The sequence below is a fragment of the Mesorhizobium sp. M1334 genome, from assembly GCF_040317995.1.
GTDB lineage: Bacteria > Pseudomonadota > Alphaproteobacteria > Rhizobiales > Rhizobiaceae > Mesorhizobium.
This window is the reverse complement of the sequence record NZ_JAMYLM010000005.1, coordinates 252259-278106: the sequence shown is the minus strand read 5'-3', so window position 1 is coordinate 278106 and position 25848 is coordinate 252259. Positions and strand designations below refer to the sequence as shown.

General features: G+C 62.0%; 28 protein-coding genes. 15 read left to right on the top strand and 13 right to left on the bottom strand.

Going from position 1 to position 25848, the window contains the following annotated elements; all coding sequences use genetic code 11:
• The first annotated feature begins 80 nt into the window (after positions 1-80).
• Positions 81-1175: a COX15/CtaA family protein gene (locus NKH17_RS13010; RefSeq protein WP_254817583.1), complete on the top strand. Its 1095-nt coding sequence runs from the start codon at positions 81-83 to the stop codon at positions 1173-1175.
• Here NKH17_RS13010 and NKH17_RS13005 read toward each other — a convergent pair.
• Genes NKH17_RS13005 through speB form a run of 3 tightly spaced genes read right to left on the bottom strand, consistent with a single transcriptional unit; the run spans position 1165 to position 3968 of the window.
• A complete protein-coding gene (locus NKH17_RS13005; protein WP_352896594.1) occupies positions 1165-2004 on the bottom strand; it encodes an aminoglycoside phosphotransferase family protein in 840 nt (279 codons plus the stop codon). The genes NKH17_RS13010 and NKH17_RS13005 overlap by 11 nt on opposite strands.
• Complete coding sequence (argC, locus tag NKH17_RS13000) at positions 2005-2931, bottom strand: N-acetyl-gamma-glutamyl-phosphate reductase (protein WP_352650015.1); 927 nt, start codon at positions 2929-2931, stop codon at positions 2005-2007.
• A 29-nt stretch (positions 2932-2960) separates the two neighbouring features.
• Entirely contained in the window at positions 2961-3968 is a 1008-nt protein-coding gene (gene speB, locus NKH17_RS12995; protein ID WP_352896597.1) for an agmatinase, read from the bottom strand.
• A gap of 305 nt (positions 3969-4273) precedes the next feature.
• Here speB and NKH17_RS12990 point away from each other — a divergent pair, with 305 nt between their 5' ends.
• Positions 4274-5332, top strand: a complete 1059-nt coding sequence (locus tag NKH17_RS12990) for a glycerophosphodiester phosphodiesterase family protein (RefSeq protein WP_352896600.1) — start codon at positions 4274-4276, stop codon at positions 5330-5332.
• 30 nt (positions 5333-5362) lie between these two features.
• Here the strand turns inward: NKH17_RS12990 and NKH17_RS12985 are convergent, their stop codons facing one another.
• Positions 5363-6247, bottom strand: a complete 885-nt coding sequence (locus tag NKH17_RS12985; protein WP_352896603.1) for an aldo/keto reductase family oxidoreductase — start codon at positions 6245-6247, stop codon at positions 5363-5365.
• 94 nt (positions 6248-6341) lie between these two features.
• On the opposite strand from NKH17_RS12985, the gene NKH17_RS12980 reads away from it, so the two are divergent.
• The gene (locus NKH17_RS12980; protein ID WP_352896606.1) at positions 6342-7235 is read left to right on the top strand and encodes a LysR family transcriptional regulator; all 894 of its coding nucleotides are present in this window, start codon (positions 6342-6344) and stop codon (positions 7233-7235) included.
• Positions 7236-7344: 109 nt separating this feature from the next.
• Here NKH17_RS12980 and rpsI read toward each other — a convergent pair whose 3' ends face one another.
• The 5 genes from rpsI to NKH17_RS12955 form a co-directional block, all read right to left on the bottom strand.
• Entirely contained in the window at positions 7345-7827 is a 483-nt protein-coding gene (rpsI, locus tag NKH17_RS12975; protein WP_023717316.1) for a 30S ribosomal protein S9, read from the bottom strand.
• 1 nt (position 7828) lies between these two features.
• Complete coding sequence (gene rplM / locus NKH17_RS12970) at positions 7829-8293, bottom strand: 50S ribosomal protein L13 (RefSeq protein ID WP_023674645.1); 465 nt, start codon at positions 8291-8293, stop codon at positions 7829-7831.
• 272 nt (positions 8294-8565) lie between these two features.
• Positions 8566-8964: a type II toxin-antitoxin system HicB family antitoxin gene (locus NKH17_RS12965; RefSeq protein ID WP_352477304.1), complete on the bottom strand. Its 399-nt coding sequence runs from the start codon at positions 8962-8964 to the stop codon at positions 8566-8568.
• 27 nt (positions 8965-8991) lie between these two features.
• Entirely contained in the window at positions 8992-9195 is a 204-nt protein-coding gene (locus NKH17_RS12960) for a type II toxin-antitoxin system HicA family toxin (protein ID WP_352477305.1), read from the bottom strand.
• 34 nt (positions 9196-9229) lie between these two features.
• Positions 9230-9685: a PaaI family thioesterase gene (locus tag NKH17_RS12955; protein ID WP_352477306.1), complete on the bottom strand. Its 456-nt coding sequence runs from the start codon at positions 9683-9685 to the stop codon at positions 9230-9232.
• 156 nt (positions 9686-9841) lie between these two features.
• Between NKH17_RS12955 and NKH17_RS12950 the strand changes: the two genes are divergently transcribed.
• The 5 genes from NKH17_RS12950 (at position 9842) to NKH17_RS12930 (ending at position 13468) form a co-directional block, all read left to right on the top strand.
• Positions 9842-10663, top strand: coding sequence for an enoyl-CoA hydratase (locus NKH17_RS12950; protein WP_352896611.1), 822 nt, complete (start codon positions 9842-9844; stop codon positions 10661-10663).
• Between the two features lie 9 nt (positions 10664-10672).
• A complete protein-coding gene (locus NKH17_RS12945) occupies positions 10673-11095 on the top strand; it encodes a VOC family protein (RefSeq protein ID WP_352896614.1) in 423 nt (140 codons plus the stop codon).
• Positions 11096-11172: 77 nt separating this feature from the next.
• Positions 11173-11694: a CoA-binding protein gene (locus NKH17_RS12940; RefSeq protein ID WP_254817595.1), complete on the top strand. Its 522-nt coding sequence runs from the start codon at positions 11173-11175 to the stop codon at positions 11692-11694.
• Between the two features lie 137 nt (positions 11695-11831).
• The gene (locus tag NKH17_RS12935; protein ID WP_352650028.1) at positions 11832-13112 is read left to right on the top strand and encodes an O-acetylhomoserine aminocarboxypropyltransferase; all 1281 of its coding nucleotides are present in this window, start codon (positions 11832-11834) and stop codon (positions 13110-13112) included.
• A 5-nt stretch (positions 13113-13117) separates the two neighbouring features.
• Entirely contained in the window at positions 13118-13468 is a 351-nt protein-coding gene (locus tag NKH17_RS12930; RefSeq protein WP_352806013.1) for a cupin domain-containing protein, read from the top strand.
• A 34-nt stretch (positions 13469-13502) separates the two neighbouring features.
• Here the strand turns inward: NKH17_RS12930 and NKH17_RS12925 are convergent, their stop codons facing one another.
• On the bottom strand, positions 13503-14750 hold the full coding sequence (locus NKH17_RS12925; RefSeq protein WP_352806011.1) for a cytochrome P450: 1248 nt from the start codon (positions 14748-14750) through the stop codon (positions 13503-13505).
• 97 nt (positions 14751-14847) lie between these two features.
• Here NKH17_RS12925 and NKH17_RS12920 point away from each other — a divergent pair, with 97 nt between their 5' ends.
• Positions 14848-15951, top strand: coding sequence for an NAD(P)/FAD-dependent oxidoreductase (locus NKH17_RS12920; protein WP_352896619.1), 1104 nt, complete (start codon positions 14848-14850; stop codon positions 15949-15951).
• Between the two features lie 4 nt (positions 15952-15955).
• Here NKH17_RS12920 and NKH17_RS12915 read toward each other — a convergent pair whose 3' ends face one another.
• Entirely contained in the window at positions 15956-16546 is a 591-nt protein-coding gene (locus NKH17_RS12915; RefSeq protein ID WP_352896622.1) for a hypothetical protein, read from the bottom strand.
• 346 nt (positions 16547-16892) lie between these two features.
• Between NKH17_RS12915 and NKH17_RS12910 the strand changes: the two genes are divergently transcribed.
• The 4 genes from NKH17_RS12910 to NKH17_RS12895 all read left to right on the top strand — a co-directional run bounded on the left by NKH17_RS12910 (position 16893) and on the right by NKH17_RS12895 (position 22262).
• Complete coding sequence (locus NKH17_RS12910) at positions 16893-17522, top strand: ATP-dependent Clp protease proteolytic subunit (RefSeq protein ID WP_254817601.1); 630 nt, start codon at positions 16893-16895, stop codon at positions 17520-17522.
• 304 nt (positions 17523-17826) lie between these two features.
• On the top strand, positions 17827-19101 hold the full coding sequence (clpX, locus tag NKH17_RS12905) for an ATP-dependent Clp protease ATP-binding subunit ClpX (RefSeq protein ID WP_006332719.1): 1275 nt from the start codon (positions 17827-17829) through the stop codon (positions 19099-19101).
• Positions 19102-19381: 280 nt separating this feature from the next.
• Positions 19382-21793, top strand: coding sequence for an endopeptidase La (lon, locus tag NKH17_RS12900; RefSeq protein ID WP_352896755.1), 2412 nt, complete (start codon positions 19382-19384; stop codon positions 21791-21793).
• Between the two features lie 196 nt (positions 21794-21989).
• Entirely contained in the window at positions 21990-22262 is a 273-nt protein-coding gene (locus NKH17_RS12895) for an HU family DNA-binding protein (RefSeq protein WP_006201846.1), read from the top strand.
• 74 nt (positions 22263-22336) lie between these two features.
• Here NKH17_RS12895 and NKH17_RS12890 read toward each other — a convergent pair whose 3' ends face one another.
• Positions 22337-23359 (bottom strand): aldo/keto reductase, encoded by a 1023-nt coding sequence (locus tag NKH17_RS12890; protein WP_352896625.1) that lies wholly within the window; start codon positions 23357-23359, stop codon positions 22337-22339.
• A gap of 183 nt (positions 23360-23542) precedes the next feature.
• Between NKH17_RS12890 and hxlB the strand changes: the two genes are divergently transcribed.
• Positions 23543-24109 (top strand): 6-phospho-3-hexuloisomerase, encoded by a 567-nt coding sequence (gene hxlB, locus NKH17_RS12885; protein ID WP_352896628.1) that lies wholly within the window; start codon positions 23543-23545, stop codon positions 24107-24109.
• A 5-nt stretch (positions 24110-24114) separates the two neighbouring features.
• Complete coding sequence (locus tag NKH17_RS12880) at positions 24115-24858, top strand: creatininase family protein (RefSeq protein WP_352896630.1); 744 nt, start codon at positions 24115-24117, stop codon at positions 24856-24858.
• Between the two features lie 60 nt (positions 24859-24918).
• On the opposite strand, the gene NKH17_RS12875 is transcribed toward NKH17_RS12880, so the two are convergent.
• A complete protein-coding gene (locus NKH17_RS12875; protein ID WP_352649089.1) occupies positions 24919-25836 on the bottom strand; it encodes a carbohydrate ABC transporter permease in 918 nt (305 codons plus the stop codon).
• Positions 25837-25848 lie beyond the last annotated feature (12 nt).

Here is a 25848-nt window from a genome sequence, read left to right as displayed (position 1 = left end):
CGGCGTGCCGCGTCGCCCGGCCTTGCAAGCCGGGTTGCGATGGTTCACCAATCCGCGACTTCAACTGCCGGGACAAACCCATGGCTGCTGCCATATCCGACGACGCGCCCTTCGCCGCCCGCGATCGAGACCTTCGCAATCGTGCACTGGTGCGCGGTTGGCTCTATGTCGTGCTGCTCGTGCTGTTTGCGCTGGTGGTGGTCGGCGGCGCTACTAGGCTCACCGATTCCGGCCTGTCGATCACCGAATGGCAGCCGATTCACGGCGTCATCCCGCCGCTCAACGATTCCGAGTGGCAGGAGGAGTTCCTGCGCTACCAGCAGATCCCGCAATATGCCGAACTCAACAAGGGCATGAGCATCGAGGCGTTCAAGTCGATCTTCTGGTGGGAATGGGTGCATCGTATCCTGGCACGTAGTGTCGGCGTGGTCTTCGCCCTGCCGCTGCTGTTCTTCTGGGTGACGCGCCGCATCGAGCGGGGCCTCGGCACGAGATTGTCGGGCATCCTCCTGCTCGGCGGGCTGCAGGGCGCGATAGGCTGGTGGATGGTGGCATCCGGCCTGGTTGACCGGGTTTCGGTCAGCCAATACCGGCTGGCGACGCATCTGACGCTGGCGGCGCTGATCTTCACGGCGACCATGGTTGTCGCGCGTGGGCTGGCGCCGCACTCGGAACCTGCCGCCGACCGCTCGACGCAACGTCTGGCCGGCTTTCTGGTGCTGCTGGCGCTCGTCCAGATCTATCTCGGCGGGCTGGTCGCGGGGCTTGACGCCGGCTTGAGCTACAACACCTGGCCGCTGATGGACGGCAAGCTGGTCCCTGGCGACCTGCTGCTGCTCGAGCCGGCGTGGCGCAATTTCTTCGAAAATCCGAAGACAGTGCAGTTCGTGCACCGGATCGGCGCCTACACGATCTTCGCGGTCGCGCTCTGGCACATGATTGCGACACGCCGGCGTCTGCCGGGCACGACGCATGCCCGACGCGCGACGCTGCTGTTCCTGATTGTCGTGGTGCAGGCATCGATCGGCATCGGCACCCTATTGATGCAGGTGCCGCTGCACATGGCCCTGACGCATCAGGCATTCGCGCTGGTTCTGCTGGGCTTCGCCGCCGCGCATTGGCGCGGTACCAAGGGCGCTTACCCGCTGCCCCACGAGATCGCTCTCAGAGGCTGAGCCGCACCCGCCGGATTGCCGCGGCAATCGCCAGCTCGCGGTTTTCGTCGACCGCATTGCGATCTTCATGGTGCCATGCAGCCGACAGGCAGCCATAGGCAACGGCGTGGTCCAGTACGGCAGGCCCCGTCTGGCCGAGCGTAGCGCCAAAGACTTGCGCCATATGGGCGATCCGCCTCGGATCGAGGCAAAGATCATCTCGGTCGAGTGGGTTGTAGAACATGTTGGCGGCGTCGAAACCCGGGTCGCCGAGGACGCCCTTCGGATCGATCGCCAGCCAGCCGCGTGGACCGTGCATGATGTTGTCGTGATGCAGGTCGCCATGCAGCGGCCGTACGTCGTGTGGATTGGACAACAGCCGTTCCGCGATTTCGGCAGCTTCGACATACAGGCTCTTTTCGCCGGCGGCGCGATCGGCCTTCGCCTTTTTGAACAGGCTGGAAAACCGTCTCCGCAACGGCTGAAGGTCCGGCGGGGCGGCGTGCTTCGACGGCGAGACCAGTCTTGCCATCACCTCGGCCGCGATGGCGGTGGCGGCATTGTCGTCCTGATCCGCAATGATCTGTGACAGCGAGATTTCGCCGGCGTATTCGAGCAGCATGCGGTGGCCGTCGCGGCCGAGCAGCCGCACCGCGCCTTCGCCGCGTCGCCAGGCGAGGAAATGCTCGCCACGCAGCTCGTCCTCCACATCGTCGAAAGGCTTTAGATCCTTGACGATTGCCGGTGAGCCGTCCTCGCGAACAACTTTCCAGATGAGGCTACTGAACGTTTCGGCAATGAGCTCCGGCGCGCTGACCTTCCAGCGCTTTGGAAATCTCGGCGCATCCATTCAAAGGCCGAGCATCAGATCCATGTTCTGCACAGCAGCGCCCGAGGCGCCCTTGCCGAGATTGTCGTAGACGGCAATCAGCAGCGCCTGCGCCCTGTTATCATTGGCAAAGACATAGAGCTTCATCCGGTTGGTGCCGTTGTAGATCTCCGGATCGATGTCGGGCATGCGTTCCTGATGCAGATACGGCGCCACCTCGACCACGCCGCCATCGATGGAAGCGAAATGATCGGCGATTGCCGCATGAAGCTCCGCGCCGGTCGGCACATGGTCGAGGCCGCCGAGTTGCAGCGGCACCACGGTGATCATGCCTTGCGCGAAATTGCCGACTGCCGGCTGCATGATCGGATCGTGCGAAAGCTTGGCATAGGTCCTGAGCTCAGGCACGTGCTTGTGCTGCAGGGTCAGCCCGTAGGGCAGGAATTCCGGCGCATCCTCGCCCTTGGCGACATAATCTTCGATCATCGGCCGGCCGCCGCCGGAATAGCCGGAAATGCCGTTGACGGTGACCGGAAAATCGACTGGCAACAGCCCCGCCGCAACCAGCGGCCGCAGCGTCGCGATCGGTCCTTGCGGCCAGCAGCCCGGATTGGCGACGCGCTTCGCCGAAGCGATCTTCTTCGCCTGGTTCTTGTCCATTTCGGCGAAACCATATTCCCAGCCCTCGGCGACCCGATGCGCCGTCGAGGCGTCGATCACCTTGGTGGTGTCATTGGCGATCAGCGAAACGCTTTCCTTGGCGGCCGCGTCCGGTAGGCAGAGGATCGCAACATCGGCGGCATTGAGGAACTCGGCGCGCGCTGCCGTTTCCTTGCGGCGTTCGGCCGGGATGGAGATGATTTCCAGGTCGCCGCGCTCGGCAAGCAGCGCCCTTATCTGCAAACCGGTGGTGCCGTGCTCGCCGTCGATGAAGATTTTCGGTTTCATTGCCTGCCAAAATTCCTCTTATCTCAAAGCTATATGCCGCTTGCCTGATTCAATCCGGCAACGCTGTGGTTGCTCTGGTTCATGTCCTCGAGCCGGGCCTTTCGTTCCGCCAGCAGCCCGAGATAGTGCATGGCCACCATCGAGCCGGCAATTGCCGTTATATCGGCGTGATCATAGGCTGGCGCAACCTCGACGACGTCGGCGCCGACGATATCGACCTGGTTGATCTGGCGCAGCACCGACAGGATCTTTGCCGAAGACGGGCCTCCCGCGACCGGCGTTCCCGTGCCGGGCGCAAAAGCCGGATCCAGACAATCGATGTCGAAAGTGACGTAGGTCTTCTTGCCGCCCGTACGGTCGACGATGGCATAGGCGATATCGGACGCCCGCATTTCCTCCACTTCATGGCCATATAGGATCTTGATGCCGAACGTGTCGGGTGCATGGGTGCGGATGCCGATCTGGATCGAGCGGTCGGGATCGATGATGCCCTCCTTGACCGCACGGCCGACGAAGGAGCCGTGATCGATGCGCTTGCCGTCGTCGGGCCAGGTGTCCTGATGTGCGTCGAACTGCACCAGAGCCAACGGGCCGTGGATGGCGGCATGCGCCTTGAGCAGCGGCCAGGTGACGAAATGGTCGCCGCCGAGTGAAAGCAGAAAGGCGCCGGATTTTAAAATCTTTGCCGCTTCGCGCTCGATCGTGGCAGGCGTCTTCTGGTGATTGCCGCTGTCGAGCAGGCAATCGCCAAAGTCGATCACAGCAAGCTGTTCGAACAGGTCGCGCGAAAACGGATATTGCGGATCGTTGTCGAGGATGGCCGAGGCGCGGCGAATCGCCTGCGGTCCGAAACGAGCCCCCGGCCGATTGGTGACCGCCGCATCGAAGGGAATGCCCCACACCACTACATCAGCGCCCTTCGCGTCCTTCGAATATTTGCGCCGCATGAACGACAGCGCGCCGGCGTAGGTCGGCTCAAACGACGCGCCTGTCCTGGAGCGGGTGGTGAAGGCGTGATCGATGGTCCTTGGCGGCATGAAGCGATCTCCTGTGCGTCGACGCGCAACCTTATTGGACATAATTCTCAGAATTGCGACCCCTGCGGAGGATCATGGCCATTCGATCCGGTCACAAATCCTTGCTCGCCAGGCGAACCCCGCATGGCCGGCCCGGAGATTGCCTGGTAAATAACCGAAAGTAGCCGCCAACGGCTGCTTCGGCAGGCATTGATCTGATTTTCCTGCGTTTGCGAAGCCGGCTTCGTTCACCTGCCTGTCACGGGCATCGCTTAACCGGGGTGCGATCCCGGTACGGAGCGATTCTCGTGCGAACGACTTGTCCGATGCGAACGATTTGGCTGAGCCTTCTGCTTTCCGCGGCGCTGGCGGTCTCCCTTGGCCAGGCATCGGCGGGTGAAACGCGCGCCAGGCAGATTCTCGACCGTTTCGAGCACGCCAACCAATGGCGCGACCATGTGATGGTGGCCGCGCACCGCGCCGGCGGCATGCAGGCCGGCAAGACGCTCTATCCCGAAAATTCGATCGCCGCCGTCGAGGCGTCCATCGCAATGGGCGCCGAAATCGTCGAGGTCGACATCAGGCGCTCGAAGGACGGAGAATTCGTCGTCATGCATGACAGCTGGCTTGATCGCACCACGACCTGCAAGGGCGAGGTGGTCAACCGCACATTGGCCGAACTCAAGACCTGCCGATTGGTGATCGAAGGCACCGGCGCCGTTACGGGCGAGACGGTCTCGACGTTGCGCGAGATGCTGGTGGCGACCAGGGACAGGATTCTCGTCAACCTCGACAACAAGCTCGACACCGGAAGCCTCGCCGGCATGGTCGCCGTCGCCCGCGATCTCGGCATGGCCGAACAGGTGATCGTCAAAGAGAACCTGTGGAATGCGGAGAGGATCGCCAGGGTCAAGGCTGCCATGGCCGAGATCGGCAGCGGCTTCCAGTTCATGCCGATCATCGCCGATGACGCGGTTCGCGACGCCATGTTTGCCGAGGAACTGAGCCGGGCCTTCCCGATGCGCGCAGTCGAGATGATCAACTGGCGCATGGGATCAGAGACACTGACGGAGACCGGCGGCCCGCTGTTCAGCCCGCGCATGCGCGCGCTGGCGGTGAGGGGCGACTGGCACATCTGGGCCGACACCTATGCCATCGTCAACAAGCCGGGCGGCTTCCTCGCCGGCGGTCGCGGCGACGAGCTGGCGGTTGCGGCCAGCCTGCCGCGCGAGACTTATGGCTTCTGGGTCGAGCGCGGCGCCACCATCATCCAGACCGACGAACCGAAGGCGGCCATCGGCTGGCTGGCGGCGAACGGTTTTCGCGTGCCCTACGCCGGTGAGAAGCGCCCGGCCGAGCCGGCGAATACGGCCAGCATTAACTAACGCCGGGCACGAACCAGAGCGATTGCGGCGCTACGCGTGAGCGGGGACATTGCCGGCGATACTGTCCAGTTCCTCGATCGCATCTTCGGGCAACGCGAGATCGCCCGCGGCGAGGTTCTCCCTGAGATGCGCGACGGAAGACGTGCCTGGGATCAGAAGAATGTTGGGCGCGCGGCGAAGCAGCCAGGCGAGCGCGACCTGCATGGGCGTGGCGCCGAGGCGTGCGGCGACCTTGGACAAGGTCGACGACTGCAACGGATTGAAGCCGCCAAGCGGGAAGAACGGCACATAGGCGATGCCGTTGCGGGCGAGATCGTCAATCAAGGCATCGTCGCCCCGATGCGCCAGATTGTACTGATTCTGCACGCAGACGATCTTGCAAATCCTGCGGCCTTCGGCGATCTGCGCAGCGGTGACGTTGCTCAGCCCGATGTGGCGCACGAGGCCCTGTCGCTGAAGCTCGGCGAGCGTCGCAAGCGGCGCCTCGATCGACCCTTCGGCGGGGCCATGCGCGTCGAACATGATCCGAAGGTTGACCGCCTCCAGCACGTCGAGCCCGAGATTGTGTAGATTGTCGTGCACCGCCTGGGTGAGTTCTTGGGCCGAGAAGGCCGGCAGCCACGATCCGCCCTGGCCGCGCCGGGCGCCGATCTTGGTGACTATAACGAGGTCGTCGGGACAGGGTGCGAGCGCTTCGCGGATCAACAGGTTGGTCACGTGCGGGCCATAGAAGTCGCTGGTGTCGATGTGATTGACGCCTCTCGCAACGGCTTCGCGCAGTACGGCCAATGCCGCGTCGTGGTCCTTTGGTGGGCCGAAGACGCCGGGCCCTGCGAGCTGCATGGCGCCGTAGCCGAGCCGTCTGACTTTGCGGTCGCCGAGGATGAATGTGCCGGACTGGTCGATACTGGACATGGTCTTTCTCCTTCAGGGATGGCGCACAGATAGACGCTGTCCGATCCCATGATAATTGGGTACAATCCGCACAGGCTGTGCGGAATGACGAACAATGAAGATCGATCTCGGGGATCTGAACGCTTTTGTGGCCGTGGCGCGCGCCAAGGGTTTTCGCGATGGCGCCCGCGCCAGCGGTGGCAGCGCGTCGGGCTTGAGCGAGGCCGTGCGCCGCCTCGAGACGCAGCTCGGTGTCAGGCTGCTCAACAGGACGACCCGCAGCGTCGTCCTGACGGAGGCCGGCGAAGGCCTGCTGGCGCGGCTCGGTCCAGCCTTGACCGAGGTGGAGTCGGCTCTCGACGTGGTGAACGGCTTTCGCGACAGGCCGGCGGGCTTGTTGCGCCTCAACGTGCCGGTCAGCACGGCGCGGCTGGTCCTGCCCAGCATCGTCCCGCGGTTCCTTGCCGCCTATCCCGGCATCCGGCTGGAGGTGATCGCTGAGGAAAGCTTCGTCGATGTGCTGGCGGCCGGCTGCGACGCCGGCATCCGCTACGACGAGCGGCTGGAGCAGGACATGATCGCCGTGCCGATCGGACCGCGCGTGCAGCGTTTCGCCACCGCCGCCAGCCCTGCCTACCTGGATCGTCATGGCCGGCCGCAACACCCGAGCGACCTGCTCGGCCACGCCTGCCTGCGCGGCCGCTTCGCCAGCCGTGCGATGCCGCCGTGGGAATTCGAGCGCGACGGCGAGGTGGTGCGGGTCGACCCGACGGGGCCGCTTCTCGTGACCCTGGGCGGGGCGACGGACCTCAAAGTCGATGCAGCCATCGCCGGCACCGGCATCATCAGCCTGTTCGAGGATTGGCTACGCCCTCATTTCGAGAGCGGGGCGCTCGAGCCGCTGCTTGAACCCTGGTGGCAGAGCTTCTCCGGGCCGTTCCTCTATTATCCCGGCCGGCGCCTCGTGCCGGCGCCGTTACGGGCGTTTATCGACTTCATCAAGGCCTGAAGTCTGCCACGATGCGAGCGAGCCGCGCCTGCCGCCGGTGATTGGTGCCGCCATTCATGGAAAAGGCCGCCCGGAGGCGGCCTTTCGATAGCGTGTAATTGCGCAGCGCTTAGCGCTTGGAGAACTGGAAGCTCCGGCGGGCCTTCGCCTTGCCGTACTTCTTGCGCTCGACGACGCGGCTGTCGCGGGTCAGGAAGCCGCCCTTCTTGAGTACGGCGCGCAGCGCCGGCTCGTAATAGGTCAGCGCCTTGGAGATGCCGTGGCGCACGGCACCGGCCTGGCCGGAAAGGCCGCCGCCGATGACCGTGGCAACGATGTCGTACTGGCCGGCGCGGTTGGCCGCGATGATCGGCTGGTTGAGGATCATCTGCAGGACTGGACGCGCGAAATATTCGGCGAACACCTTGTCGTTGACGACGATCTTACCGGAGCCGGGCTTCACCCAGACGCGCGCGATGGCGTTCTTGCGCTTGCCGGTGGCGTAGGCTCGGCCCGATTTGTCGAGCTTCTGGACATGGACGGGTGCTGCCGGCTGGGTGTTGGTGTTGCCGGTGGCAGTTCCGAGTTCTGCGAGCGAGGAAAGCTCAGCCATCTTACGAAACCTTCTTGTTCTTGGCGTTCAGCTTGGCCACGTCGAGGACAACGGGCTGCTGGGCGACATGCGGATGTTCCGTGCCTGCATAGACGCGGAGATTCTTCATCTGGCGTCGGCCGAGCGGGCCGCGCGGGATCATGCGTTCGACGGCCTTTTCGACGACACGCTCGGGAAAGCGACCCTCGAGCAGCTGGCGCGCGGTGCGCTCTTTGACGCCGCCGGGGTGGCCGGTGTGCCAGTAATAGACCTTGTCGGTGAACTTCTTGCCGGTGAACACCACCTTGTCGGCATTGATGACGATGACGTTGTCGCCGTCGTCGACGTGCGGGGTGAAGGTGGGCTTATGCTTGCCGCGAAGATGATTGGCGATGACAGTGGCGAGACGGCCGACGACGAGACCCTCGGCGTCGATCAGCACCCACTTCTTCACCACATCCGCAGGCTTCTGCGAAAAGGTTGCCATGGATTGTTGCTTTCGGTTCGGACCTTCCCCCATTCACGAACGAAAAGGGAAGGCGTTTCTTGTTGCTTGGATTGGCAAAAGGCACTTGCTGTCGCCAATAACAAAACGGCGGCCTTTGCGGGCCGCTGCTTCGTCACGGTTTATAGGGGAGGGTGGTTATCGCGTCAAGGCGCATGAAATGATTGCTGGAAGATAAACTTAAATGAAAACAAGGATTTGAGTTAAAGGTATGATTTTACCACATCGCGATTTTGGCCCTGTGTCAGGTGAGTTCAGTGCTTTGCCTCGATTTCCTTGCGAGCTGCGCTGGAGAGGAATGCCGATCGCGTTATGCCTCGGTCGCGCGCTGCGGCGTCGATCGCCCGCAAGACGCCGCGCTCGAAAGTTACATTCGCCCTCACGACGGCGCTGTCATTGTCGATGAGTGGTACCGAGACCAGATAGCTTCCTTCAGCAAGTGCTTTGCGTACATCCGCAAGCGCGACGATCGCCTCATGGCTGGACGGTTCGGGAACAGGCATGTCCTCCGCCCACAGTTGCAACGCTTCGACTGCATTCGGAACGATGTCTTCCGCCTCGTCCGCGGCTGAAAAGCAGCCGGGAATGTCGGGAAAGCGAATGCCGAACGCGCTGTTGGGATCTTTATCGACCAACGCGAAATAGTTCTTCATCTCAGCCTCCAAGACGCTTCAGGTCACCTATATCCAGCCCGCTTGTTTGGAGATGGCGCGAGCTGTACCGGTTGGTAGATCCTTCTCCGGATGCGGAACGATCAACACGATCTCGCCCTTTCGAAACTTGTGATGCGAGCCGCGTACGGAAACCAGCTCGAAACCATCATCCTCGAGACGCTTCACGATTTTGCGGCTGTCACGCTCAAACAAAGATCCCTGTGCGCACATATATACACATCAACAAAAAATTCAATAGAAAGCATCAGGCCGGTACCCGCCTTGGTGGGATCGAATAGGTGCCCGTTGCGTGCGCTACCGTGTGTCTCTCAGGCCCGGCGACGATGTCGATGTCGAACACCATCAGGCTCTTGCCCAGCTTCAGGATGCGGCAATGGCCGTCGATCGGCCCGGCCTCGGCCTTGCGGACGAAATTGATGTTGAGGCTGGTGGTGACCGAAAGCGCATCCGGTCCGGCATGCGATAGCACGCAGACATAGCCGCCTATGTCGGCCAGCGTGAACAGCGCCGAACCCGACACGGTGCCGCCGGGGCGCAAATGGCGCTCGTCGGCATTGAGTCGCACGATACAACCGCCTGGAAACACCTCCAACGCCTCATAGAAGGTGAACTGGTCGTTGAGCTGCGGGAAAACGGTTGCCATCAGCGTGTTGATTTCGGCAGCCGTCAGCACCGGCTGGAGATTGCTTTGGGCAGGCATTTCAGTCTCCCGGTTTTCCGCCCTGCTTGTATGAACGCGACGTGGCGTTTCTGGCAACGGCCATTCATTAGGGCAGAAGCGGACGAGGGAGTTGGACGAAGCGAGACGGCATACTAGATTAGTTCATCACCGATCCGGAATCGCAGAGGAACGATCATGGCCGAAATCGTCGCCATCAAGCCTGCCGTTGCCGAAGGGCCGGTCGTCTCCAGGCTGGACAACGGCGTGCTACGCCTGACGCTCGCCAATCCGCCGGCCAACGCTCTTTCGCTTGCAACGATGGCGGCGCTGACGGCGGAACTCGACCGCGCCAAGGCCGACAAATCCGTCCGCGTCATCGTGCTTGGGGCGACCGGCAAAGTGTTCTGCGCCGGGCACGACCTCAAGGAGTTGAGCGCGCACCGCGCCGATGCCGATCGCGGCAGGGCCTTCTTCGAAAAGACGTTTTCCGCGTGCGCTTCACTGATGCAGGCGATCGTTCGCCATCCTAAGCCGGTGATCGCCGAAGTCGATGGCCTGGCGACAGCGGCCGGATTGCAGCTGGTCGCCAGCTGCGACCTCGCCATCGCCTCGCACGAGGCGACCTTCTGCACGCCTGGCGTCAATATCGGGCTGTTCTGCTCGACACCGATGGTGGCGCTGTCGCGCAACGTCTCGCGCAAGCACGCCATGGAGATGCTTTTGACCGGCGAGACGATCGATGCGGCAACCGCCAAGGAATTCGGCTTGGTCAACCGCGTCGTGCCGCGCGAATATCTGAATCAAATCGTCACCAAATACGCGCAAACCATTGCCTCCAAATCGTCCTTGGTCGTCAAGATCGGCAAGGAAGCGTTTTATGAGCAGGCCGAGATGGGGCTGGCCGAGGCCTATGATTACACGGGGCGCGTCATGGTCGAGAACATGCTGGCGCGCGATGCGGAAGAGGGCATCGGCGCCTTCATCGGCAAGCGCCAGGCGGAATGGCCGGAGGAATAGGAGGCGGATATGGAACCGCGCATCTCCATCATCACCATCGCCACGGACGATCTCGACCGCGCCGTGCGCTTCTACGAGGCGATGGGTCTGAAGCGCCATGCCGGGATCACCGAGGGCGTTGCCTTCTTCCAGATGGGCGGCGCCATTCTCGGCCTGTTCCCGCGGCAAAGCGCCGAAGAGGATTCGGGCGTTACCTTCTCCAAGGCGCCGTCGGCCGTCTATCTCGCCTACAACACCCGCTCCGACGCCGAGGTCGATGCAGTGCTGGCGATGGCCGAGAAAGCCGGCGGCCGTATCGTCAAGCCGGCTGGCCGCGCATTCTGGGGCGGCTGGTATGGATATTTCGCCGATGCCGACGGGCATGTCTGGGAAGTCGCGCACAATCCGGCCTTTCCGATTGCGGAAGACGGAACGATCTCGCTGCCCGGCTGACGAGGTTCCCCTCTGGCCCATTGCAAGCCACTTGCTCGGCTGTTGGCACCTCGCTCCGAAGCGCTGTATGACGAGGCATGAACCACGACGCCTACGACAACGCCTATATCGCCGGCATCCTCAATTCGGTGAAGACCATCGCCATGGTGGGTGCGTCGGCCAATGACGTGCGGCCGAGCTACTTTGTGCTGAAATATCTGCTCGGCAAAGGGTTTTCGGTGTTCCCGATCAATCCCGGCCAGGCCGGCAAGGAAATCCTCGGGCGGATGACCTATGCCAGGCTGGCCGATGTTCCAGAGCCAATCGACATGGTCGACGTCTTTCGCGGCTCCGTGGCAGTGCCGGGCATCGTCGAGGAGGTGTTGCGGCTCGATCCGCTGCCGAAGGTCATCTGGATGCAGCTTGGTGTGCGCAATGACGAGGCCGCCGCGCGCGCCGAGGCCGCCGGCATCAAGGTGGTGATGAACCGTTGCCCCAAGATCGAATACGGCAAGCTGTCCGGCGAGATCGGCTGGACCGGCGTCAATTCCGGCGTCTTGTCGTCGAAAAAGCCGCTGATGCGCCCGGGATTCCAGAGTTTCGGCGTTCGCCAGAAATAATCTTCCAGCTCTGCCGTATTTTTCCGCCAGCCCCGCCCGCCGTTATCACGGGGAAGGGCATTTTCTTCTTTGCATTCGGAGCCGGGCTCCGCCAAGAATGCGGCGCGCTTTTCAGAAGGTTCAAAGGGAGGTTTTCGATGGCCCGCACGCCCGGTTTCAACACGCTCGCCGTCCATGCCGGCGCCAAGCCGGATCCGGCGACCGGCGCGCGAGCGACGCCGATTTACCAGACGACCTCCTTCGTCTTCGACGATGCCGACCATGCCGCCTCGCTGTTCGGGCTGAAGGCGTTCGGCAACATCTATACCCGCATCATGAACCCGACCCAGGCGGTGCTGGAAGAGCGCATCGCGGCACTCGAAGGCGGCACGGCAGGCCTTGCGGTCGCCTCCGGCCATGCCGCGCAGGTGCTGGTCTTCCACAATCTGATGCAGCCCGGCGACAATTTCGTTTCAGCGACAAAGCTTTACGGCGGCTCGATCAACCAGTTCGGTCATGCCTTCAAGAATTTCGGCTGGCAGGTGCGCTGGGCCGACACCAATGACATCTCGAGCTTCGAGAGCCAGATCGACGACAGGACCAAGGCAATCTTCATCGAAAGCCTGGCCAATCCGGGCGGCGTCTTCGTCGACATCGAGAAGATCGGCGACGTTGCCCGCAAGCACGGCCTGCCACTGATCGTCGACAACACGCTGGCCTCGCCCTATCTGCTGCGGCCGATCGAACATGGCGCCGACATCGTCGTGCATTCGCTGACCAAGTTCATCGGCGGTCACGGCAATTCCATCGGCGGCGCCATCGTCGACGGCGGCACGTTCGATTGGTCGAAGTCGGGCAAATATCCGATGCTGTCGGAGCCGCGCCCCGAATATGGCGGCCTCGTCCTGCACGAAACCTTCGGTAATTTCGCCTTCGCCATTGCCGCCCGCGTGCTCGGGTTGCGCGATATCGGCGCGGCGATTTCGCCGTTCAATGCATTCCTTATCCTGACTGGCCTGGAAACCTTGCCGCTGAGGATGCAGCGCCACTGCGACAATGCGGCCGCAGTCGCCGGATGGCTTTCCAATCATTCCAAGGTCGCCTGGGTGTCCTATCCCGGCCTGCCTGACGACAAGAACAATGCGCTGCAGAAGAAGTACTCGCCGCTTGGCGCCGGCGCTGTGTTCACCTTTGGGCTGAAGGGCGGCTATGCGGCGGGCATCAAATTCGTGGAAGCGCTCGAATTGTTCTCGCACTTGGCCAATGTCGGCGACACCAAGTCGCTGGTCATCCACCCGGCATCGACCACGCATCGCCAGCTTTCCGACGAGCAGAAGATCAACGCGGGGGCAGGGCCGGACACAGTCAGGCTTTCGGTCGGTATCGAGGACGTCAACGACATCGTCGCCGATCTGGAACAGGCTCTCGCCAAGGTTTGATCGCCATGACCCCGCCGAAATTTCTTTCAGTCGGCGTCGACACCGTCGAACCGGAACTTGGCGCGCCGGCGCCGGATCGCCTGATTTCGGGCGATCCGAAGTTCCGCACCTGGAATGTCGAGGAACAGGACGGCGGCCTTTATGCCGGCGTCTGGGAAGCGACGTCAGGCAAATGGCGCATCGAATATGATGAGTGGGAGTTCTGCCACATCCTGTCAGGAGTTTCGGTGATCGCCGAAGACGGCGGCGATGCGCGCACTGTCAGGGCAGGCGACAGCTTCGTGCTGAGGCCGGGCTTTAAGGGCAGCTGGGAAGTGCTTGAAACGACTCGCAAGGAGTATGTGATCAAGCTTTGATCACCCCTGCGGCTGAGCCTGCCGGGCCGAATGCTCAAAAGCGCACGGCGAGCGTTTCCAGCCCATGGAAATGATAGGTGTCGCGCAAGCGCGGCTGTTCGGCAAGATGCAACTGCGGTAGCCGGTCGAACAGGGTTTTCAGCGACACCTGCAATTCGAGCCGGGCGAGCGGCGCGCCGATGCAGAAATGAATGCCGGCGCCGAACGATACGTTCTTCTGGTCGGCGCGGCCCGGCCTGAAGGCGAAGGGCTCGGCGAAGGCCACCGGGTCGTGATTGGCCATGCCGAGCAGCAGACCGATTGTCTCGCCCGGCTGGACGACGATACCAGGCCCGGCCTCGACCTTCTGATAGGCGTAGCGCGTGAACATGTGCAGCGGCGCGTCGAAGCGCAGGCACTCTTCGATCGTCGCGGCTGTTGCTTCCGGCGAGGTGAAGAAGCGTCGTGGGTCGCCGCCTTGTGCAAGGATCGAGCGCACCGCATTGCCGGTCTGGTGGACAGTTGCCTCATGGCCGGCATTGAGCAAAAGGATGGCCGAGGATACCAGCTCGTCCTCCGACAGTTTCTGGCCGTCCTCCTGTGCCGCAATCAGCAGCGACAGAAGATCCTCGCCTGGCCTCTTTCGTCGCTCGGCGACGTAGCCACGCAAAAAATCCGAAAAGTCCTGCGCCGCGCGATTGGCCGTCTCTTCGGTCTTGCGGGTGCGGCCGTGCATGTACATGGCGACCATCCGATGCGACCAGTCGAGCAGCTGCGGCCCCATGTCGACCGGCACGCCGAGCATCTCGGCAATGATGGTGATCGGCAAGGGAGCGGCGAGCGCCGGCAGCAGGTCGACTTCTCCTGGTTCGAAACGGTCGATCAATTCGTTGGCCAGCGCCTCGACGCGCGGCCTGAGCCGCTCGACCTGGCGCGAGACGAAGGCGCGGTTGACCAGCGTTCTGAGCCGTGTGTGGACAGGCGGCTCCAGCTCCAGCATCGAATTGGCCTCGACGCCGTCGAAGGCGCTGAGATGCGTACGGTCCTGGCCGATGCCTCGGCTGTCCGGAATGCCGGCCGGGTTCTGGCGGCCGAAGCGGCGATCGCGCAGCAGACGGTTGACGTCGTCGAAGCCGCCAAAGCACCAGAAGCCAAATTCTTCCCAGAAGAAGGCGTTCGATGCGCCATGCAGGAAGGCGTAGGCCTCGTATGGATTCTGGAAAAAGGCCGGCTCGTGCGGATCGAGCCGCAGGCTGCGCGTGGCTGGATCAAAGGCAAGGTAGGGCGGCTTCAATTCGGTCATGCCAGATCATTAGCGCGGCTTGCCAGTCTGGTGCCAGACCGTATGTTAGCCCTGCCGTGAGGTGAGCCGCCGAAGCGGTTGCGGAAGGACAGTTTTCATGAATGTGATCGTGGTCGGTGCAGGTATTGCCGGACTTTCGACGGCGTGGTCGCTGGTCAAGGCTGGTCACCTCGTCTCGATCGTCGAGCAGGGATCGATCCCCAATCCGCTCGCCGCCTCCGGCGACCACCATCGCATCATCCGCCGCGCCTACGGGGCCGGATCGGGCTACGGCCGGCTGATCACCGAAGCCTATGAGGCCTGGGACGAGATGTGGGCCGATCTCGGTGAAAGCCATCTCGATCCGCGCGGCTTCATCTGTATTTCGCGCGAGCCGGGAGATGAGGCGGAGGAATACCGCGAGGGCATGGAAGCGGGAAATTATCCGTTCGAATTGGTCGAGCCGGACGCTGCGGTCGAACGCTGGCCGTTCCTGCAGCCCGGTTCGTTCCGCTACGCATATTTTTCGCCGGACGGCGGCGCGCTGCACTGCCGCAAGATCGCTTCGGGCCTCGCCAGGTGGCTGCGCGCGAACGGCGCCAATGTCTACGAAAACAGCAAGGTCGCCGAAATCGACGCCGACGCCGGACAGGTCGTGCTTGCGAGCGGCGAAACGATGCAGGGCGACTGGATCGTCGTCGCTGCCGGCGCCTGGGTCCTGAAACTGTTCCCGGAACTGGACGGCGAACTGAAAACCTGGCGTACCGCGCTCGCCTATGTCGAACCGCCGGCGGATTTGAAAGAAACGTGGCAGGCAGCGCCGGTCGTCCTCGACATCGGCGGCAGCGTCGACGGCTATGCAATCCCGCCGACAGGTGGGGCCGGCATGAAATTCGGCTCGGGCCTGCACAGGGTGCCGACTAGCGATGCCGACTGGAACCGCCAGCCGGTGCCGGGCGAAGGCGAGGCGATCCGCAACCTGTTTTCGCCGCCGATTGCCCGTATCGAGGAGTATGAGGTCACCGAAGTGGTCACCTGCGCCTACACCTTCACCGTCGACGAGAAGTTCCTGGCCCACCAGAAAGGCAAATGCCTGGTCGTCTCGGCCTGCTCCGGCCACGGCTACAAGTTCGGCGCGGCAGTCGGCAGAAAGGTTGCGGCCTGGGTCGGCAATGGCGATGTCGACGGCCTGAAGAAATGGCTCAGGGCCGAGGCGCCCTGAGCGCCTAGTATCGGCAATGCCTCGGAATATGCACGCGCCGCCAGCTCGACGAACCCTCCCTGACCACCACGCGGCGAGCCACTGTCTGGTATGACGCCGGAATGTCGATGATGCGCCGCTGCTCCGGCCGCACCAGAACCTCTTCGGCGACGCTCTCGTATTCGGCGGGGAGGACAACGCGCCGCCGGCGTTCCGGCTCAACCACGACGATTTCGGCCACTCGTTCATAGCGTGCCTTGTGCCTGACCTTGCACAGCACCTTGCGGCCGTGGATGATGCGCCATTCCCAGGAATAGCCGCCGTCAGCAACCCTCACGGCGCGGTAGATGGTGCGGGTGATGGCGGGCACGATCTCGTAGCTGACACGCACCGGCGCGATCTGCACCACGCGCTCGCGCGTTCCGTAGATTGGCGCCTCGTATTCCACCTGCTGGCCGGCTGGGCTGACGAGCACGTCCTCATAGACCGTGTCGTAGACGGCCGGCCTGTTGACCTGCTCGTAGCATTCGACCGCGCGTCCGCCGGCAGCCGTTTTGGACGCCATGCCGAGAACGGTGATGCCGGTGAGGGCCAAGGAAGCAGCTTTCCGGATCATCGCACTCCCCCTGTTTGAACTGCATGAAGCAAGTTCAACGTTGAATTGTAGGGTAAGCCGCGGCTGGAAAAAGCGGTTTCACTACTTTTCGTTAAGCGATGCGGTTAAGAAAACGCTAAACGCCGGCCAGGCATGAGCGCCCTTCCGACGGCAGGAGAGGGCTGCCGGCACGGCGACGGGCGAAACTTGCTTTGGAAACCTTGATTCGACTTAACCGGATGGCTAGGAGAGGCGGCCTTGCGCTAGGGTGAGCCGGCATCCTATTTACACAATTACGATCCAGAACCGATTCTGCCCGATTGCAAATCTCCGGCGCCGGAATCCCATCCTCAAAAAGGGATAGTCCATGAAGAACCCCGTCGAAACCTACATGAACCTCGTTCCGATGGTGGTCGAACAGACCAATCGCGGCGAGCGGGCCTACGACATTTTCTCGCGGCTCCTCAAGGAGCGCATCATTTTCATCACCGGCCCGGTCGAGGACGGCATGGCGACGCTGGTCTGCGCGCAACTGCTGTTCCTCGAAGCGGAGAATCCGAAGAAAGAAATCAACCTCTATATCAACTCGCCCGGCGGCGTCGTCACCTCCGGCATGGCGATCTACGATACCATGCAGTTCATCAAGCCCGCCGTGTCGACGCTCTGCATCGGCCAGGCCGCATCGATGGGTTCGCTGCTCCTGACTGCCGGCCACAAGGACATGCGCTTTGCTACGCCGAATGCCCGCATCATGGTCCACCAGCCTTCCGGCGGCTTCCAAGGCCAGGCCTCCGACATCGAGCGCCATGCCCAGGATATCATCAAGCTGAAGCGCCGCCTCAACGAGGTTTACGTCAAGCACACCGGCAAGAGCTACGATGAGATTGAAAGAACGCTCGACCGTGACCATTTCATGACTGCCGACGAGGCCAGGGATTTCGGCCTCATCGACAAGGTCATTTCGTCACGTGAGCCGGTCGAAGGTATTGCCTTATAGTCTCGCGGTGCCCCTGCGGTGGCAATGAGTGGCGGGATTACGCGCTTTTGGCGCAGCTTGCGGCATTTCGGCCACAATTGGCTGTTCCCTCGACGGGTGCAATTGCCTACGTTAAGGCTATGTTGATTTTCGACGGCTTAGCTTTGCGTGGGGTTGTTCGAATCATTGCCCCGTTTTCCGATTTGTGTTTCGTACGGAATGCGTTGCGGGAGCCGGGGCACTGGCGGCAGCGGATTCCCGCGATAGATTGAATATGCGCCCTTTCAACCAGACCATCGGCGGGCGGCCATGAAAGGACAGGAAAATGAGCAAGGTCGGCAACAACAGCGGTGATTCCAAGAACACGCTTTATTGCTCGTTTTGCGGCAAAAGCCAGCACGAAGTGCGCAAGCTGATCGCCGGGCCGACGGTGTTCATCTGCGACGAATGCGTCGAACTGTGCATGGACATCATCCGCGAAGAGAACAAGACCTCGATGGTGAAGTCGCGCGAGGGCGTGCCGACACCGCAGGAAATCCTCAAGGTTCTCGACGACTACGTCATCGGCCAGCCCTACGCCAAGCGCGTGCTGTCGGTGGCCGTCCACAACCACTACAAGCGCCTCGCCCATGCCGGCAAGAACAACGATGTCGAACTGGCGAAGTCGAACATCCTGCTGATCGGCCCGACCGGCTGCGGCAAGACGCTGCTGGCGCAGACGCTGGCCCGCATCATCGACGTCCCCTTCACCATGGCCGACGCGACGACGCTGACCGAAGCCGGTTATGTCGGCGAGGATGTCGAGAACATCATCCTGAAGCTGTTGCAGTCGGCCGACTACAATGTCGAGCGCGCCCAGCGCGGCATCGTCTATATCGACGAGATCGACAAGATCTCGCGCAAGTCGGACAACCCCTCGATCACCCGTGACGTGTCGGGCGAGGGCGTGCAGCAGGCACTTTTGAAGATCATGGAAGGCACTGTCGCCTCCGTGCCGCCGCAGGGCGGCAGGAAGCATCCGCAGCAGGAATTTCTGCAGGTCGACACCGCCAACATCCTATTTATCTGCGGCGGCGCTTTCGCCGGGCTGGACAAGATCATCTCGGATCGCGGCAGGAAGACCTCGATCGGTTTCGGCGCTATCGTCGCTTCGCCCGAGGATCGCCGCACCGGCGATGTTTTCCGCCTGGTCGAGCCTGAGGACCTCTTGAAGTTTGGCCTCATTCCCGAGTTCGTCGGCCGTCTGCCTGTCTTGGCGACGCTGGAGGATCTCGACGAGCCGGCACTGATCCAAATCCTGACCGAGCCGAAGAACGCGTTGGTCAAGCAGTATCAGCGGCTGTTCGAGATGGAAAATGTCGACTTGACCTTCCACGAGAACGCGCTCTCGGCGATCGCCAAGCGCGCAATCGAGCGCAAGACCGGCGCACGCGGCCTGCGTTCGATCATGGAAGCGATCCTGCTCGACACCATGTTCGAGCTGCCAGCACTGGAAGGCGTCCGCGAAGTGGTTATTTCGGAAGAGGTGGTGTCAGGCAACGCCAGGCCGCTCTACATCTATTCCGAGCAGAAGGAAAAGAAGGGCAACGTCAGCGCCTGACGTGAGCCGGCAATGGATTTTCCTGAAACGGCGCCGCAGGGCGCCGTTTTGCTGTCGCACACCGCTTACGGCGCCGCGTGCTGGGTGCGGATTGGAGGTACGGACCGTGTTGACCCTTGATCTTTACCCTCAGTGCCTCCAACTAGAGGCAGAAGGCCGTGGTGCCGAATTCTGTGCTGTAAAACTCCCGTCACAAACGGTGGTAGGCGGAACGATCCTCGGTCGTTAATATGAGATTCGCGGTTGGCCGATTGGCGGCCGCGACATGAAAGGTTGGACAATGGCCAAATTATCCAAGGCTCCCAGCGACGGCGTCTTCGCAGTCCTCCCACTGCGCGACATCGTGGTGTTCCCGCACATGATCGTTCCGCTCTTTGTCGGGCGTGAAAAGTCGATCAAGGCGCTGGAAGAAGTGATGGGTCAGGAAAGGCAGATCCTGCTCGCGACCCAGATGAATGCCGCCGACGACGATCCGGAGCCCGATGCCATCTTTGACATCGGCACGCTCGCCAATGTGCTGCAATTGCTGAAACTGCCGGACGGCACCGTGAAGGTGCTGGTCGAAGGTGCCTCGCGCGCGAAAATCGTCGCGTTCACCGACCGTCCCGACTTCCATGAAGCCCGTGCTGCGGCGCTGGTCGAACCGGATGAGGAAGAGGTCGAGGTCGAGGCGCTGGCGCGTTCCGTGGTCACCGACTTCGAGAACTACGTCAAGCTGAACAAGAAGATCTCCCCCGAAGTGGTGGGTGCCGCCAGCCAGATCGACGACTATTCCAAGCTCGCCGACACGGTCGCTTCGCATCTTGCCATCAAGATCCCCGAGAAGCAGGAGATGCTCGCCACGCTGTCCGTCAAGGAACGGCTGGAAAAGGCGATGGGCTTCATGGAAGCCGAAATCTCGGTGCTGCAGGTCGAGAAGCGCATCCGCTCGCGCGTCAAGCGCCAGATGGAGAAGACACAGCGCGAATACTACCTCAACGAGCAGATGAAGGCGATCCAGAAGGAGCTCGGCGAGGGCGAGGACGGCCGCGACGAGGCCGCCGAGATCGAGGCGCGTATCAAGAAGACCAAGCTTTCCAAGGAGGCCCGCGAAAAGGCGGAAGCCGAACTGAAGAAGCTGCGGACGATGTCGCCGATGTCGGCTGAATCGACCGTGGTGCGCAACTATCTCGACTGGCTGCTGTCGATCCCATGGGGCAGGAACTCCAAGGTCAAGCAGGATCTGGCCTTTGCCCAGAACACGCTCGATACGGATCATTTCGGCCTCGACAAGGTCAAGGACCGCATCGTCGAATACCTCGCCGTGCAGAGCCGCCAGAAGAAGCTGAAGGGGCCGATCCTGTGCCTCGTCGGACCTCCCGGTGTCGGCAAGACCTCGCTCGGCAAGTCGATCGCCAAGGCGACCGGTCGCGAGTTCATCCGCATGGCGCTGGGCGGCGTGCGCGACGAGGCCGAGATCCGCGGTCACCGGCGCACCTACATCGGCTCGATGCCCGGCAAGGTCATCCAGTCGATGAAGAAGGCGAAGAAATCCAATCCGCTCTTCCTGCTCGACGAGATCGACAAGATGGGCCAGGATTTCCGCGGCGATCCGTCATCGGCTTTGCTCGAGGTGCTCGATCCCGAGCAGAACTCGACGTTCATGGACCATTACCTCGAGGTCGAATACGACCTGTCGAGCGTGATGTTCGTGACGACGGCGAACACGCTGAACATCCCTGCGCCCTTGATGGACCGCATGGAGATCATCCGTATCGCCGGTTACACCGAGGACGAGAAGATCGAAATCGCCAAGCGTCACCTGATGCCCAAGGTGATCCGCGACCACGCGTTGCAGCCGAAGGAGTTCTCCGTCGGCGAGGACGCGATCCGCGGCATCATCCAGACCTACACCCGTGAAGCGGGCGTCAGGAGCCTGGAGCGCGAGCTGATGAAGCTCGGGCGCAAGGCGGTGACCGAGATCCTGAAGACGAAGAAGAAGACGATCAACATCACGGCGGACAATCTTGCCGATTACCTTGGTGTTCCGCGCTTCCGCTTCGGCCAGGTCGAGAGCGACGATCAGGTCGGCGTGGTCACCGGGCTCGCCTGGACGGAAGTCGGCGGCGAGCTGTTGACGGTGGAAGGGGTCATGATGCCCGGCAAGGGCCGCATGACCGTGACCGGCAATCTGCGCGATGTGATGAAGGAATCGATCTCGGCGGCGGCCTCTTACGTCCGCTCGCGGGCCATCGATTTCGGCGTCGAGCCGCCGCTGTTCGACAAGCGCGATATCCACGTCCACGTGCCGGAGGGCGCAACCCCGAAGGACGGACCGTCGGCTGGCGTGGCGATGGCAACGGCAATCGTTTCGGTGCTGACCGGTATCCCGGTCAGGGCCGATGTGGCGATGACCGGCGAGATCACGCTGCGCGGAAGGGTGCTGCCGATCGGCGGCCTTAAGGAAAAGCTGCTTGCCGCACTGCGCGGCGGCATCAAGAAGGTGCTGATCCCGGAAGAGAACGCCAAGGATCTGGCGGAGATTCCGGAAAACGTGAAGAGCGGCATGGAAATCATTCCGGTCTCACGCGTCGGTGAAGTGTTGCGCCATGCGCTGGTGCGTATGCCGGAACCGATCCAGTGGGTCGAACCCGTTAATGCGCCGGCCGTGGTCGATGTCGCAGACGAAGCTGGTAAATCGCTGGCGCATTAGCGCTTGCTAAAGTTGCAATGCACAAAGAGAGAGCCGGGCCTTGAGCCCGGCTTTTTCATGTGAAGAACCGCAGATTTCCGGGCTTTTTTCAACTTTCTTGGCGCTTTTCGACTTGGTTGCCGGGGCGCTTCTTTCTAAAGTCCGTTTCCTGCCGGATGAGTCGAGTGTTCCGGTTTTCTCATGGAAGGGAATTTTTATGAACAAGAACGAACTGGTATCCGCTGTCGCCGATGCCGCGAGTATTTCGAAGGGTGACGCGCAGTCGGCGGTTGATGCGGTGTTTTCCGTCATCACCGGCGAACTGAAAAAGGGCGGCGATGTCCGGCTTGTCGGCTTCGGAAATTTCACCGTGTCAAAACGCGCCGCGTCGACCGGCCGCAATCCGCAGACCGGTGCGGAAGTGAAGATCCCGGCGCGCACCGTGCCGAAGTTCTCGGCCGGCAAGGGCCTCAAGGACGCGGTCAACTAAGCGCCTCCTTAAGTCTTTCAGAGAAAAGAAGAACCGGCATATCCGGTTTTTCTTTTCTGTTGGAAAGGACGGCGCTACGCCGTCGGCGCGTCCGTGCGCATCAAGCCTTCTTTCTTGAGATCGGCCCACAGCGCCGATGGCAGCTTCGCGTCGAGCAGCGAGCGATTGCTTTCGACTTCGCCAGGCCGCTGGCCGCCGGGGATTACCGAGACGACGGAAGGATGCAGCAGCGGGAACTGCAGCGCCGCCTCGATCAGGCGCGCGCCGTGGCGCTTGCAGACGGCCTCGATACGGGTGACGCGGTCGATGATGTCCTGCGGCGCCTTCGAATAGTTGTAGTAGGCGCCGGGCTTCGGCCCGGTTGCCAGGATGCCGGAATTGTAAGGCCCGCCGAGAACGATGCCGATGCCGCGTTGCTGGCATAGCGGCAGGAAAGACTGCAGCGCCTCCTGCTCCAGCAGCGTGTAGCGCCCGGCAAGCAGGAACAGATCGAAATCGCCGCGCTCGGCCAGCGTCTGGGCAACCTGCCACTCGTTGATGCCGCCGCCGAACGCCTTGATCACGCCCTGGTCGCGCAATGCCAGCAATCCATAGTAGCCGGAATTCATGAATTCCTGGATGCGCTGGTCCGAGGCTTCCTTGCTGCCATGCGTGAAGATGTCGACATCGTGCACGAAGAGGATGTCGATGCGGTCGACACCGAGCCGTTCCAGCGAGGCCTCGAAGGAGCGCATGATACCGTCATAGCTATAGTCGTAGACCTCGCGGCGCGAAGGGGTGTCGAAGAATTTGCCGATGCCGGTGCGCTGATCCGGCGGACAGGCGCGCATGATGCGTCCGACTTTGCTGGACAGCACGTAGTCGTCGCGCTTCTTCGAACGCAGGAACGGATTGAGCCGCGTTTCGGCTAGGCCTAGCCCATAAAGCGGCGCGGTGTCGAAGTAGCGGCAGCCGACCCGCCATGCTGCCTCCAGCGTGGCATTGGCATCCTCGTCTGAGACGGCGCGGTAGAGATTGCCGAGCGGCGCGGTGCCGAAGCCGAGCTCGGTGAAGGTGATGCCGCCATTGCCGATGCGGTCGAAATGCCGTGTCTTCATATACTGTTGTTCCTCATTTGCGATTTGCCGTGACACTATCACGGCTGTGGCACATCAAAAGCACTGCGTGTCGTTGGACACCGATTTTCGCGGTGATAGCATGAATGAAAACAAGCTGTTCGGGGCAGATGTGACTGACATATTCAAGTGGTTCTCCGGCACCTGGAAGCTGGTGCAAATGTGATGAGGGACGCCGGCGAAAACCTGTTTGGGATTGCGCTGAACGAGCTTGGTACCGTGCTGGAACGTATCGACGAAAGCCGCATCGACGCCGCTTGCGCCATCTTGGCGGGCGCGAGAAAGATCGTCACCTATGGCTGCGGCCGCGAGGCGCTGCAGGTCAAGGGTTTTGCCATGCGGCTCTATCACCTGGGTCTGCCGGTTTCGGTTGTCGGCGATATGACCACGCCGCCGCTGGGCGCGGGCGATGTCTTCCTCGCCAGTTCCGGCCCGGGCGAGACCTCGACGGTGCTGACTTTGATGCGGGTCGCGGGCGAGGCCGGTGCCACAGTCCTGCTGCTCACCGCGCAATCCCACAGCACTGCCGCGAAGCTGGCCGACTTCACACTGCTTATCCCGGCTCAGACTATGGCCGACGACCAGGGCCCGGAAAAGACGTCCGTGCTGCCGATGGGCTCGGTCTTCGAAGGCGCGCTGTTCGTTCTCTTCGAAGTGATGGTGTTGAAGCTCCGGGACCTGACCGGCGTCTCGCCTGAAGCGATGCGCGCCCGCCACACCAATATGGAGTAGTTGTCATGCGGTACGAATTGATGCTGCCGCACCAGATCCGCAAGGCGATCGTCGAGAACCGGCCGGTCGTGTTGCCGCTCGGTGTGCTTGAATATCATGGCGAGCACATGGCCGTCGGCATGGACACGCTGGCGGTGATCAAGAGCCTGGAGCTGTTCGAAAAAGAAGCCGAGATCGTCATTCTGCCGCCCTTCTATTACGGCGCGGCGAGCTATGCGGTTGCAGCACCGGAGGGCAGTGGTTCGGTGCAGGTCGGCGGCAATGTGCTGGCGCCATTTGCGGAAGAATTGTTCTACAGCCTGCTGCGTATCGGCTTCCGCAACATCCACGCCATCATTCACCACCAGACCGAAAATTTTGCTGCCGGCATGCCAACCGATCTCGCCTTCAAGGCCGCCGGCCGGCAGGCGATCTTCCGCTTCCTGGAGAAAGAACGTGGCGAAGGCTGGTGGGGCTCTGCGGCGATGGCCGACTATTATGCCGAGCACGCCGAGGGCAGGAATTTCTTCAACTGGGTGCAGGTGCATCCGCTGATGCCGGCTTCAATGCACACCCAATACCCGTTTGACCATGCCGGCATCGGCGAGACGTCGCTGATGCTGGCCTTGTGCCCGGAAGCGGTCGATGCCGACCGCTTCGCCGACAACACCGGCTGGTACACGGCAAGTGCTTCCGAAGCCTCGGCCGAATTGGGGCAAAAAGGGATCGCCATGATCCTCGATCATTTGCGGGCAACCCTTTCGGGTTAGCGCGGTTATCCCTCTCCCCTTGTTGTTCCCTTGTTGTGGAAGAAGGGAAGGCTGGCGCAGTTATTTCACCGCACCCGCCGTCATGCCCATGATCAGGTAACGCTCGAGCGCGATGCCGATAACGGCGAGCGGTGTGATGGCCGCGGTGGCGAGCGCCGCCATCGACCACCAGTTGATGCCTTGTGAGCCGGTCTGGCTCGCCACCATGACAGGGATGGTTTTGGCGTCGGTCGAGGTCAGAAGCGCGGCGAAGAAATACTCGTTCCAGCACAGCACCATTGCAAGGATGAAGGCCGCGACCATGCCCGGCAGCGCGATCGGCATGACGATGCGCAAGAAAGCGCCCCAGATCGACAGGCCGTCGACGAGTGCTGCCTCCTCCAGTTCTACGGGGATGGAATTGAACTGGTCGCGCATGATCCAGATGACGATCGGCAGCACCATCAGCGTGTAGAGCAGGATCAGCCCGACGCGTGTGTCGAGCAGGCCGACTTCCCGGTAGAGCACGAGAAAGGGCAAGGCCAGTACCACCGGCGGCAGGATCAGCTGCGACAGGAAGAAGAAGGAGATGTCCTCGTTCCTGAACCAGGCGAACTTGTAACGATAGCGGGTCAGCCCGTAGGCGGCGAGGCTGCCAATGACGATCGCCAGGCTCGAGGCGCCGACCGAAGTGATGACCGAATTCATGAAGCGCTTGATAAATTCGTCGCGAACCGTCGACGTCCGAAAGATCGAGTCTGGAGAGAGGCCGAGTGACCGCCAGCCTTTCCAGTCGGGCTGGAAGTCGACGAACGGGATCAGATGGCCCTGGGTGACGTCGACCGCGGTCTTGAACGAAGTGGTTATCGTCCAATAGATCGGGAACAGGCAGATGAAGGCCCAGAAGATGAGCGCGCCGTAGATGAAGACGCGATTGGCGACGAAGCTCGCCGGCGAGCGAATTTCGGAAGCGGCATAGTCCGTGGTCTGAACGCTCATCTTGCCGGCCCG